At 44.2% G+C, this 12302-nt stretch carries 10 protein-coding genes; 8 read left to right on the forward strand and 2 right to left on the reverse strand.

The window, feature by feature from the left end:
- Positions 1–104 precede the first annotated feature (104 nt).
- Together ytrI and ytrH are read right to left on the reverse strand one after the other, a co-directional pair.
- Positions 105–608: a sporulation membrane protein YtrI gene (gene ytrI, locus AC2YHV_RS00005; protein ID WP_053535915.1), complete on the reverse strand. Its 504-nt coding sequence runs from the start codon at positions 606–608 to the stop codon at positions 105–107.
- Positions 605–940, reverse strand: a complete 336-nt coding sequence (gene ytrH, locus AC2YHV_RS00010) for a sporulation membrane protein YtrH (RefSeq protein WP_034309135.1) — start codon at positions 938–940, stop codon at positions 605–607. Before ytrH ends, ytrI begins: the two co-directional genes overlap by 4 nt.
- A 183-nt stretch (positions 941–1123) precedes the next feature.
- Between ytrH and dnaE the strand changes: the two genes are divergently transcribed.
- From dnaE to AC2YHV_RS00050, 8 genes are all read left to right on the forward strand, one after another.
- The gene (dnaE, locus tag AC2YHV_RS00015) at positions 1124–4483 is read left to right on the forward strand and encodes a DNA polymerase III subunit alpha (RefSeq protein WP_487372364.1); all 3360 of its coding nucleotides are present in this window, start codon (positions 1124–1126) and stop codon (positions 4481–4483) included.
- 124 nt (positions 4484–4607) lie between these two features.
- Positions 4608–5849, forward strand: coding sequence for an NADP-dependent malic enzyme (gene ystJ, locus AC2YHV_RS00020; RefSeq protein WP_057276709.1), 1242 nt, complete (start codon positions 4608–4610; stop codon positions 5847–5849).
- A gap of 5 nt (positions 5850–5854) precedes the next feature.
- Complete coding sequence (locus AC2YHV_RS00025; RefSeq protein WP_095679822.1) at positions 5855–6484, forward strand: FadR/GntR family transcriptional regulator; 630 nt, start codon at positions 5855–5857, stop codon at positions 6482–6484.
- 90 nt (positions 6485–6574) lie between these two features.
- The gene (accD, locus tag AC2YHV_RS00030; protein WP_214810024.1) at positions 6575–7438 is read left to right on the forward strand and encodes an acetyl-CoA carboxylase, carboxyltransferase subunit beta; all 864 of its coding nucleotides are present in this window, start codon (positions 6575–6577) and stop codon (positions 7436–7438) included.
- Entirely contained in the window at positions 7435–8436 is a 1002-nt protein-coding gene (accA, locus tag AC2YHV_RS00035; RefSeq protein ID WP_034309128.1) for an acetyl-CoA carboxylase carboxyl transferase subunit alpha, read from the forward strand. The genes accD and accA overlap by 4 nt, the downstream gene beginning before the upstream one ends.
- A gap of 278 nt (positions 8437–8714) precedes the next feature.
- On the forward strand, positions 8715–9674 hold the full coding sequence (pfkA, locus tag AC2YHV_RS00040; protein ID WP_034309127.1) for a 6-phosphofructokinase: 960 nt from the start codon (positions 8715–8717) through the stop codon (positions 9672–9674).
- A 129-nt stretch (positions 9675–9803) separates the two neighbouring features.
- A complete protein-coding gene (gene pyk / locus AC2YHV_RS00045; protein ID WP_095390774.1) occupies positions 9804–11564 on the forward strand; it encodes a pyruvate kinase in 1761 nt (586 codons plus the stop codon).
- 81 nt (positions 11565–11645) lie between these two features.
- The gene (locus tag AC2YHV_RS00050) at positions 11646–12038 is read left to right on the forward strand and encodes an FxsA family protein (RefSeq protein ID WP_034309123.1); all 393 of its coding nucleotides are present in this window, start codon (positions 11646–11648) and stop codon (positions 12036–12038) included.
- The last annotated feature ends 264 nt before the right edge of the window (positions 12039–12302 follow it).

A 12302-nucleotide genomic window follows, 5' to 3' on the forward strand; every position in this document is an offset into this window, starting at 1 on the left:
ACTCACTACCTGGTAAATAGCAACAAAGTATGTGAAAACAGCCAAATTAAAAGACCAAATCGCAAATGATTTGGTCTTTTAATTCGGTGGTTATTCACCCATCCTTAAGAAGTAGTCCTTTTTAGTTTGATTTCTATATTCATTTTCGTATAAAACATGATTTCAACGACTTCAAGCCGATAGCGCTTTTTATTGATGGTCATGATCTTATTTTCTATCGACTTTTTCAACAGCACCTTACCGTCATAGACACTGGCGACATCTTTGGCGAGAAGAGAGGATAGGTCGTCCTCAATCACATCCTCCGCTTCTGCAATACTCAACTGATCCAGACTGTATTTTTCATTCGTGATCGTTACTTCCACTTCCTGAATCGTCAGGATTTCCTCGTTTTTCTCGTTCAATTTTTTATAATCCTGCTCCCAAATTGCGATTTTCCCGTTTAAATCCTTGATCTTTTCTTTTTGTTCGTGAAGGGTCAGGATTTGCTTCTCCTGCTGGACGCCATGCATATAAAAGAAAATCCCCCAGCTGATCAATCCGCCAAGTGCGGCTCCGGCAAAAAAACGCTGCCAGGTGGGGGTCCGGTGATAGGGAGGTATCCTCATGGTGAAATATGCTCCTGCGTGAACCAGTTGATGATCAGTGCTCCTGTCTGTGCCCCTCCAAGTGCAGAGAGTATCAATAGGACCTGCTTGACTATATCCTTCGTTTCCCCGTGGAAAATACCGCGTTCAAAATTATAGACCATATCAAAAGTTCCCCCGATCGCAGCGACAATCGCCCAAATACGAAGGCTGTCCGATAGGCGGAATACAGTCGTCATCGGGGCTTGTCCGGTAAAAAACGCGGCGAGGCCCCCGATTATCGAGCCGCCAAGCAATACGCCAAGCGATATGAAAAAGCTGTTGAGGAAGGCTGGAACAAAGGCTTCATTCATATATCATCATCCTTTTTTGCTTGATATTCTTCTATTCCATTTATATGGGATGTTCAGAGGTATTATGATAGTCGCCGGAAATCAGGAAGTTAAATTGCATTGGTAATGAGAACATATTTTCTTTTTTTGAAATAAACACTATAATGAAAAGAAACATGCCTTACAAAGGTGGGAGAAAAAAACGTGTATACTCATCTCCATATTCAGAGCGGATACAGCCTGCTGACAAGTACGGTGAAGATCACTGAACTTGTGGCCAAAGCGAAAGCGGATGGCTGTACAAGTCTTGCCTTAACCGACCGAAATGTTATGTACGGTTCGGTCTATTTTTATAAAGAATGCAAAAAGCAGGGCATAAAGCCGATCATCGGCATACTTGCGGATGTCCTTGATGAACGGGAATCGCCACATGGACTGCTTTTATTGGCAAAGAGTTTGCAAGGATATCAAAACCTGCTTAAAATAAGCAGTGCCATAAAAACGAAATCCCCGTCAGGCATTCCAATGAATTGGCTTAAAGCCTATTCCGGGGGTTTGATTGCAGTCACACCAGGTGCAGAGGGGCAGATAGAAACGCTATTGAGAGAAGAAAACCCTGAAGAAGCCAAACAGGCAGCAGGGCGATTTCTGCAAATTTTTGGTCATGATAACTTTTATGTATCCATACAGAGACTGTCGATTGCGGATGAGGAAAAAAGTAACGAAGCCATAAGTCAGTTGGCGAGAGATTTAGAGATAAAGATTGTCGCGACAAATCCAGTTTATTATTTGAACGAAAGCGATGCACTCGCTCATGAAGTCTTATTGGCAATCGGAAATGGCGACAAGCTGGCGGATGAGACGCATACGGTTCTTGAATCCGATCAATTTTATTTGAAAAGCCGGTCTCAGATGGCAGAACTATTCCATGACAGACCGGATGCACTCGAAAATACACTGCATATTGCCGCGCAATGCAATCTGGAAATTCCATTTCATCGTTCACTTCTTCCTAAGTACCCTACTGAAGATGGAGCCCCAGCCGAAGAAATGCTCGAAGCCATCTGCTTCCAAGGGCTGAAGAAAAGAGTGCCGGAGCCATCCATTCAATATGAAGAGCGACTAAGATATGAATTGGATATCATCACCAAGATGAAATTCAGCGATTACTTTTTAATCGTTTGGGACTTCATGAAATTCGCTAAGGACCACCAAATCCTGACTGGTCCAGGAAGGGGGTCGGCCGCAGGATCGATGGTCGCTTATGTGCTGTCGATCACGGATGTCGATCCAATCGAACATTCCTTGCTGTTCGAGCGTTTCCTGAATCCGGAACGTGTCTCGATGCCGGATATCGACATTGACTTTCCGGATAACCGCCGTGAAGAAGTGATTGCCTATGTCGCGAAGAAATACGGGGAACTTCATGTAGCACAGATCATTACATTCGGGACATTGGCTGCCAAGGCTGCGTTAAGGGATACAGGACGTGTTTTCGGCCTGAATTCAAAGGAACAGGAAGCGGTATCGAAAATGATTCCAGGCCGTCTGGGCATCACGCTTCCCGAGGCTTTCAAGGAATCGAAAAGGCTTAGGGATTTCGTTAATGAGAGTGACCTGAATCAAAAACTATTTCAAACCGCGTTATTGCTTGAAGGGCTGCCTCGCCATGCTTCGACACATGCCGCCGGCGTCGTCATCAGTGACCAGGCACTGACCGGGCATATCCCGATTCAGGGAGGGCATGACGGCATCCACTTGACTCAATATCCAATGGACCTTCTCGAAGAACTGGGACTTCTTAAAATGGATTTTCTTGGACTCCGCAATTTAACGCTCATCGATAATATTTTAAATAACATTAAAAAAGGAACGGGGAAAAAGCTCGACTTGTCCCATATTCCGATGGATGATCCCGAGACGCTGGCCACTTTAGGCAGAGGCGAAACAACCGGGGTGTTCCAATTTGAATCGGATGGCATCCGAAAGGTTTTGATCAAGCTGAAACCGAACCGATTCGAGGATATCGTTGCGGTCAATGCCCTATATCGTCCAGGTCCGATGGAAAATATACCGCTGTTCATCGAGCGAAAACATGGACTTGCTTCGATTGATTACCTTCACGAGGATTTGAAGGATATCCTCGAGCCTACATATGGGGTCATCGTATATCAAGAACAAATCATGCAAATCGCCTCCCGTTTAGCCGGGTTTTCATTAGGGGAGGCTGACCTGCTCCGACGTGCCGTTTCGAAGAAGAAGAAGGATGTTCTGGATCAAGAGCGGCAGCATTTCGTGAGCGGCGCATTGAAACAGGGATACTCCGAAAAAACGGCAGATGAGATTTATTCCTTGATTGTCCGCTTCGCTAACTATGGATTCAACCGAAGTCATGCGGTGGCGTATAGCTTCATCGCTTATCAGCTGGGTTACTTGAAAACCCACTATCCGGAATATTTCATGGCAGCACTTTTGACATCGGTTGTCGGGAATGATGAAAAGATTTCGCAATATATCCGAGAAGCAAAAAAGAAAGGGATAGCGGTTCTGCCTCCCTCGATTAACCGGAGCGGTTACCCGTTTTTACCGGAAAAGGAAGGGATCCGTTATAGCCTTGGAGCCATAAAAGGGATAGGCGGGACGGTCCTAAAAGATATCTTCGCTGCAAGGCGTCAGAAGAAGTTCGCAGATTTATTCGATTTCTGTTTGCGCGTTTCGGGGAAAATCGTAAATAGAAAAGTGTTGGAGGCGCTTGTCCATTCAGGTGCATTTGATGAATTCGGTGAAGACCGGGCAACATTGTTGGCGAGCTTGGACGTAGCGATCAATCATACGGAATTGGTTAATCCGGATGATGACCTATTCGATATGTTTTCGGATGGCGAGTTTTCACTCAAACCGAAATACCACCGGGTCGATCCTATCCCAATCGAGGACAAACTCTCGTTGGAAAAAAGCGCATTGGGGCTTTATCTATCGAATCATCCTGTGACAAGCTACAGAGAACTTTTTCAGCACTTCGGCTGTTTGACTATAGATGAAGCTATTAATAAAAAGGAATCGAAAGTCTTACTTGGCGCTTACATTACGTCGGTTAAAACCATAAGGACAAAAAAGGGCGATGTGATGGCTTTCTTGAGCGTCAGTGATGAAGAGGGGGATATTGAAGCGGTCGTTTTTCCAAATGTTTATAAAAACCACTCTGCCGACTTGAATCATGGACAACTCGTTATGCTGCAAGGGACATTGGAAGAGCGGGATGGAAAAACACAGCTGCTGATCCGGAACGTATACCCGCTTGAAAAAGTGAAGCAGATGAAAGAGGAAAAAAACGGAACGATATTCCTGAAAATTGAGGCTGGCAAGCAAACGAAGGATACACTGCAAAAAATAAAAAAAATTTTAATGCAGCATAGCGGTGAAACCAAGGTCATGCTTTTTTACGAGAGGGAAAACCGCTATGTACAGCTATCTTATTGGGATTGGGTCAATCCTACAGATAGACTGATGCAGGCATTATTTGACTTGGTGGGAAAAGGGAATGTGGTTTACAAGAAAGAATAACTGTTTTACAACTTTAATAGTTATGTTATATTGAAAACAGGCCGCTGTGGTCTGACCACTAGATTTCAGCATAATTTCAGCATATAAGATAATGGGTTACCCAATTTGTTTTAGGAGTGAAACTATGACATTAAGAGAAGAAGCATTACATATGCACCGCTTGAATCAAGGGAAATTAGAAACAGTTTCGAAAGTGCCGGTTAGGAACGCAGTAGATTTAAGCCTGGCTTATTCTCCTGGTGTCGCAGAACCGTGTAAAGATATTTACGATAAGCCGGAAACCGTTTATGACTATACAATGAAGGGAAATACGGTTGCCGTCATTTCTGATGGAACGGCTGTTTTGGGACTTGGAAACATCGGTCCGGAAGCTGCTATGCCGGTCATGGAAGGAAAAGCCGTTTTATTTAAAAGTTTCGCCGGAGTGGACGCTTTCCCGATTTGTTTAAAAACGACGGATGTGGACAAAATTGTAGAGACCGTTAAATTACTCGAACCGACTTTCGGTGGAGTGAACTTAGAAGACATAGCCGCACCAAATTGTTTTGAAATTGAAGAACGACTCAAAAAAGAAATGAATATTCCTGTTTTCCATGATGATCAGCACGGTACAGCCATTGTTACTGTTGCCGGTCTTGTGAACGCGTTACGACTGGTGAATAAATCAATGTCAGAAATTAAAGTGGTAGCGAATGGCGCAGGGGCTGCGGGCATTGCCATCATTAAATTGCTTTATAGCTATGGAGTTCGCGACATCATCATGTGTGATACGAAGGGTGCCATTTATGAGGGCCGTTCGACAGGTATGAATGATACAAAAGAACAAGTGGCGAAAGTGACCAATCGAAATAAGGTTTCAGGGCCTTTGGAATCTGTCATTGAAAACGCTGATGTATTTATAGGAGTTTCTGCCGCAGGTGCATTGACAAAAGAAATGGTTTCTTCGATGAATCGGGATGCAATCATTTTCGCGATGGCTAATCCAGATCCGGAAATCATGCCGGAAGATGCAAAAGCAGCGGGTGCCAAGGTTGTTGGAACTGGCCGTTCGGATTTCCCGAATCAGGTCAATAACGTCCTTGCTTTCCCAGGGATTTTCCGTGGGGCCTTGGATGTACGTGCGACTCATATTAATGAAAAAATGAAGGTTGCTGCAGTCAAAGCCATTGCTGGATTAATACAGGAGCATGAGTTGAACGAAGACTACGTGATCCCTGCTCCATTTGATGCGAGGGTGGCACCTGCCGTTGCGGCTGCTGTTGCCAAGGCAGCGATGGAAACCGGAGTAGCTAGAATCAATGTAGATCCAGAGGAAATTAAAGAAAAAACAAAGAAATTAGCGATCATTGGAAAAAGTGAGGAATAATTAATTTGGCAGGTCGTACTTCTTCATCCAAAATTTATCTCGATGTCGTTGAGAGCCTACGTAGCATGATTGAAGCGGACAGCCTCCTGCCGGGAGATAAAATCCCATCAGAACGGGAGTTATCGGATCGTTTTAATGTTGGGCGTTCCTCTGTCCGTGAAGCATTGCGTGCCTTAGAGCTATTAGGCTTAATAGAAACAAGGCGTGGTGAAGGGACGTTTATCAGGGATTTCCAGGAGCATAAGCTAGTCGAGCTTCTGGGAACCTTTTTTTTGCAAGATAAAAAAGTACAAGAAGATTTGTCTGAGACGAAAAGGCTGATTGAAATAGACTGTTTGCGGATCGTCGCCTTTTTCGCTACGGCTGAGGACATCAAAAGATTAATGGCCTGGGTCAAAGCGGATATGTTTCATGATGATGATTTCTTTTTAAGAATTGCCATTTTGAATCGCAATCGATTGCTGGAAAGAATTTGGCGCATTGTCAACAGCTATGCTAGAACATCAGAGATGGTACAGGGTAATGTGAAAAAAGAAGACTATCTGGCACTTCTTACATATTTGCTCGAACGTGATGAAGAAAAAGCCATCGAAACGTATCTTATTAGAATTAGAAATATGTCGAAGGGCGAATGACACCTTTTTACACGATACTAATTTTATTTCTGATATAGTTTGTACCAAGTATCATAAAATAGATAATTGGTGGTAAAGGGAGGATTAAGCTTGCTTAAAGAGCTATTTGCGAAGTCTAAGAAGAAATATGCAACGGTTCCTATAGATCGGGAGAAACAAGATGTACCAGAAGGAATCATGACAAAGTGCACCGGCTGTAAAAAAATCATGTATACAAAAGAATTGGTGAAAAACAAGAAAGTCTGTCTGCATTGCGGGTACCATCATCCGATGTCTTCCCATGAGCGCATCGAATTTTTATTCGACGCAGGCACTTTTAATGAATTTGATAAAGAAATGATTTCTGTTAACCCGCTTGATTTTCCGGATTACTTAGAAAAACTGGAAAAAGATAGAAAGAAAGCCAAGATTAATGAGGCGGTTGTCACAGGAGTCGGAAGCATCAATGGCTACCAAGTTTCAACTGCCATCATGGATTCGAATTTCCGGATGGGAAGCATGGGATCCGTTGTTGGCGAAAAAATTACCCGTGCCATTGAACGTGCTGGTGAATTGAAGATTCCGTTCATCATATTTACGGCATCAGGCGGCGCCCGGATGCAGGAGGGTGTTTTGAGCTTGATGCAGATGGCAAAGACAAGTGCAGCACTCAAGATATTCAGCAATGAAGGCGGACTGATCATATCAATGATGACCCATCCTACCACAGGCGGGGTTTCGGCAAGTTTCGCGTCACTTGGCGATATTAATCTAGCCGAACCTGGAGCACTTATTGGTTTTGCGGGACGAAGAATCATTGAGCAGACGATTCGTGAAGAGCTTCCTGAAGATTTCCAAACGGCTGAATTCTTGTTGAAGCACGGTCAATTGGATGCGGTCGTCAAACGTACGGAAATGAAGGAAACCTTGACGACGATCCTTAAAATCCATGCCCCGGGCGGTGAGTGGTTATGATTTACGAATTAGAGTTTGAGCGTCCCATTACGGACCTGAGAAATAAAATTAAAGAGCTAAAGGCAATCTCGAAGGATGCTGATGTAGACCTTACAGCAGAAATCGAGACATTGGAAAAGCGTTTAGAGAAGCTGGAAGTGGATATCTACAACCATCTTAAACCGTGGGATCGTGTTCAGATTGCCCGGCATCCAGCCCGTCCGACGACGCTTGATTACATTCCGCTGTTATTCAATGACTTCATCGAGTTTCATGGAGATCGTTATTATGGGGATGATGAAGCGATTGTTTCTGGAATCGCAGAATTCAATGGACTTGCCGTGACTGTCATCGGTCATCAACGCGGGAAGGATACGAAGGAAAACATCCGTCGTAACTTCGGCATGCCCCATCCTGAAGGCTATCGAAAAGCTTTGCGCCTTATGAAACAGGCTGAAAAATTCAACAGGCCGATCATTTGTTTCATTGATACGAAGGGAGCTTTCCCTGGTAAAGCTGCTGAAGAGCGCGGGCAAAGTGAAGCCATTGCGAAAAACCTTTTCGAAATGGCAGGGCTGAAGGTGCCGGTCATCAGTATTGTCATTGGTGAAGGCGGAAGCGGCGGTGCATTGGCGCTTGGCGTCGGAGACCGAATTTTCATGCTTGAAAACTCAACATATTCCGTGATTTCCCCTGAAGGGGCTGCAGCCTTGCTGTGGAAGGATGCCTCTCAGGCTAAGAGGGCTGCGGAAACGATGAAAATCACGGCTCCCGACTTAAACCGCTTAGGAGTCATCGATGAGATCATTCCTGAAGTGAGGGGCGGCGCCCATCGGGATTCGAATTTACAGGCAGAAGCCATCAAGGAAATCCTGAAACGTTCATTCAATGAACTGTTGCCATTGAATAGTGATGATCTAATCAACCAGCGTTATATGAAATTCAAGAAAATCGGTGAATATGAATTTGCAAAACAACAACCTGAGGGCGAACCTAAGGAAGTGGAACAGCATTCATAATACATTTTGGAAAAGGAAAAACGTGCTGCCTGGGGCAACACGTTTTTTCATCCTTTCATTCGTGCATATGTATTCATTACCGAAACGAGTAAAGAATATGGTTTGTGTGTAGAATGTAAAGTTTCACACCATTTTACTTCAATTTCTGAAGAGAATCGGTTAGGCTTATAACATCAAGTATGCATAAGTGAGACAGTTACTGCTTATTGAAGCTTGAAAAAGGGTACAATGATATAGCGAAGCTTAAAATTGATTAGTGCTGTAGAGAGGTGACATTTATGAAAAGAATAGGTGTATTGACAAGTGGAGGAGATTCTCCAGGAATGAATGCGGCAGTCCGAGCAGTTGTCCGAAAAGCAATTTTTCATGAAATGGAGGTCTTCGGTATTTATCATGGCTATCAGGGTCTGATAAATGGCAATATAAAAAAGCTTGAACTTGGGTCGGTCGGGGATATCATTCATAGAGGCGGCACGATGTTACATACGGCTCGCTGTCCAGAATTTAAGACGGAGGAAGGCCAGCTGAAAGCGATTGAACAATTGAATAAACATGGTATCGAGGGCATTGTCATAATTGGTGGCGATGGTTCTTACCGCGGGGCGAGAGCTTTAACGGAAAGGGGTTTCCCTTGTATCGGGGTTCCAGGAACGATTGATAATGACATACCGGGTACCGACTTTACGATTGGTTTCGATACGGCCCTGAATACAGTCATCGATGCTATCGATAAAATTCGGGATACGGCCACTTCTCATGAGAGGACTTATGTGGTTGAAGTGATGGGAAGAGATGCCGGCGATATTGCACTTTGGGCTGGATTGGCTGGCGGAGCTGAAACGATACTTTGTCCTGAATATGAATATGATATAGAAGACCTGATTGGGAAGCTGAACCGCGGTCATGACCGTGGGAAAAAGCACAGTATCATCATTGTAGCCGAAGGTGTTGGAAGTGCCGTTGATATCTCCAGGAGTATTGAGGCGAAAGCAGGAATTGAAACTCGTGTAACGGTCCTGGGCCATGTTCAGCGCGGGGGATCTCCCTCTGCAAATGACCGGGTATTGGCAAGCCGTCTTGGGGCAAGAGCCGTTGAATTGCTTCTAGAAGGAAAAGGGGGCAGGGCAGTCGGGATCGAACAAAATCAACTTGTTGATTATGATATCATCGAAGCTCTTGCTAAACCGCATACAATTGACAAGAAAATGTATGAATTATCCGCTGAGCTATCCATTTAATCATTTTTGTTGACCGATAGGAATCGCTTTTTAGTAATGGGTATTTAAAAGAAGACATAAAACACTGCGCCCCCTGTCTTCAAGAAGTGGACAGGCGGCGAGTAGTTTTCCTTAAAGGAGGATGACACTATGCGTAAAACCAAGATTGTTTGTACGATTGGCCCCGCAAGTGAAAGTATAGAAAAGCTGGTTCAATTAATAGAGGCGGGAATGAATGTAGCACGGCTTAACTTTTCTCATGGAAATCATGAAGAACACGCAGCTAGAATCCGCAATATAAGAGAAGCGAGCGAAAAAACGGGTAAACAGGTTGCCATCCTGTTGGACACAAAAGGACCTGAAATACGGACAAATAATATGGAAAATGATTCTATGGAGCTTATAGCCGGCAACGAAGTCATTATTTCCATGAATGAAGTCCTGGGAACACCTGAAAAATTCTCCATTACCTATGAAGGGCTTCTGCATGATGTTCACCCAGGATCTAAAATCCTTTTGGATGATGGATTGATCGGGCTTGAAGTGTTGAAGATTGATGAGGTCAGAAAAGAAATCCATACGAAAATCTTGAATAGCGGTACACTTAAGAACAAAAAAGGCGTCAATGTTCCAGGAGTTTCGGTTAACCTGCCTGGCATAACGGAGAAAGACGAACAGGATATCCTTTTTGGGATCGAACAGGGTATCGATTTCATTGCTGCCTCATTTGTACGCAGGGCTTCCGACGTGCTTGAAGTAAGTGAATTATTGCAGCAAAATGGTGCGGAACATATTCAAATCATCCCTAAAATCGAAAATCAAGAGGGCGTGGACCGTCTTGATGAGATCTTGGAAGTTTCAGATGGCTTGATGGTGGCACGTGGAGACTTGGGAGTGGAAATTCCTGCAGAAGAAGTGCCATTAGTCCAAAAACAAATGATCAAAAAATGTAATAATGCCGGGAAACCAGTCATAACGGCTACACAAATGCTCGATTCGATGCAGCGTAATCCAAGGCCGACCCGTGCAGAAGCAAGTGACGTGGCCAATGCCATATTTGATGGAACGGATGCCATCATGCTTTCTGGCGAAACAGCTGCTGGAACCTATCCTGTCGAAGCGGTGCAAACGATGCATAACATTGCTTCGCGTGCTGAAACTGCCCTTGATTATCGGGATATATTATCAGTCAGAAGCAAAGTGAACCGTCATAATGTCACGGATGCCATTGGTCAATCCGTTGCCCACACCGCGCTTAATCTTAATGCAGGGGCAATCATCACCCCTACAGAAAGCGGTCATACGGCAAGGATGATTTCCAAATACCGCCCTAAAGCACCGATCATTGCGGTTACATCCAATGATCATGTTACAAGAGGGCTTGCATTGGTTTGGGGAGTCTATCCGCAGATTGGTCCAAAAGCAACGACTACCGATGAAATGCTTCAAACCGCAATAGATGAAAGCTTGCATTCCGGCTTAGTTTCCCATGGGGATTTAGTCGTCATTACAGCCGGTGTGCCTGTAGGTGAAACAGGTACGACTAACTTGATGAAAATTCATGTGTTAGGAGAGGTTCTTTTGAAGGCTCAAGGAATCGGCAGGAAATCAGCTAAAGGTGAAGTGGTTATCGCTAAGAATGCCAAGGAAGCTTTGGAAAAAGTGACGGAAGGCTCTGTATTGGTTACGATCGGTTCTGACCGCGAAATGATGCCGGCAATTGAAAAGTGTGCGGCATTGATTACGGAAGAAGGCGGTTTGACAAGCCATGCAGCTGTTGTGGGAGTCACATTGGGCATACCGGTAATCGTTGGGGCGGAGGACGCGACCAAGGTTTTCACGGATGGTCAAAGAATAACGGTCGATGCAGGTCGTGGAGTCATTTATGATGGACATGCAAACGTTCTGTAAAACGAAATTTTGGCTGATTCCTTGCCAATGAGGTAAGATGGATGTACCGCACCAGAAATGGGCTGTGCAGGAGGAATGAAGATGAAATACTTTTTAATGTTTATCATTGCGATGCCGGTCGTTGAAATTATTGTCCTTTTGCTGTCAGGTAATCTGATTGGTTTTTGGCCAACGCTGTTCCTGATTGTAGCCACAGGTTTGATCGGAGCTTATTTGGCTAAACGGCAAGGGATGGAGACGTGGAAAAAGGCACAGGAACAGATTCGTTACGGAATGATGCCAGGAAATGAAATCATTGATGGAATCTGTATCTTTATCGGAGCTGCACTGTTGCTGTCCCCTGGGCTCATCTCGGATATCATGGGATTGATCCTTGTGTTTCCGCCAACCCGGAATCTCCTCAAACCGATTGTTATCCGGTTTATCATGAACAGGATGAATAAAGGGAAAGTTACCATCATTCGGCATAAATAATATAAGGCTGTCTAAAGGCGTAAGCTTTTAGGCAGCCTTTTTGGTCTTTGAAAAAGGTCCGCAACAGCATCCCGGTTTTTTATGGGGTGCTTTTTTGCTTTACAAATGGCTCCCTGTTTCACCATTGAATGATGATATCCACGAGAATGAAATGTGTATCATAACAGGATTGTTAAATGATTAACTCTTGGAAACATTGGTAAATAAGGCTTTTCCATGCTGAAAAATCTTTTTTTAGATTTTTTAGAAAAAACTGGTGACAAA

The sequence above is a fragment of the Peribacillus sp. SRI_006 genome (assembly GCF_057586375.1).

Excerpts from the sequence above, each read along its gene's own strand:
- ytrI (WP_053535915.1), bottom strand. The coding sequence starts at position 608 with ATGAGGATACCTCCCTATCACCGGACCCCCACCTGGCAGCGTTTTTTT.
- ytrH (WP_034309135.1), bottom strand. The coding sequence starts at position 940 with ATGAATGAAGCCTTTGTTCCAGCCTTCCTCAACAGCTTTTTCATATCG.
- ystJ (WP_057276709.1), top strand. The coding sequence starts at position 4,608 with ATGACATTAAGAGAAGAAGCATTACATATGCACCGCTTGAATCAAGGG.
- accA (WP_034309128.1), top strand. The coding sequence starts at position 7,435 with ATGATTTACGAATTAGAGTTTGAGCGTCCCATTACGGACCTGAGAAAT.
- pfkA (WP_034309127.1), top strand. The coding sequence starts at position 8,715 with ATGAAAAGAATAGGTGTATTGACAAGTGGAGGAGATTCTCCAGGAATG.
- pyk (WP_095390774.1), top strand. The coding sequence starts at position 9,804 with ATGCGTAAAACCAAGATTGTTTGTACGATTGGCCCCGCAAGTGAAAGT.
- AC2YHV_RS00050 (WP_034309123.1), top strand. The coding sequence starts at position 11,646 with ATGAAATACTTTTTAATGTTTATCATTGCGATGCCGGTCGTTGAAATT.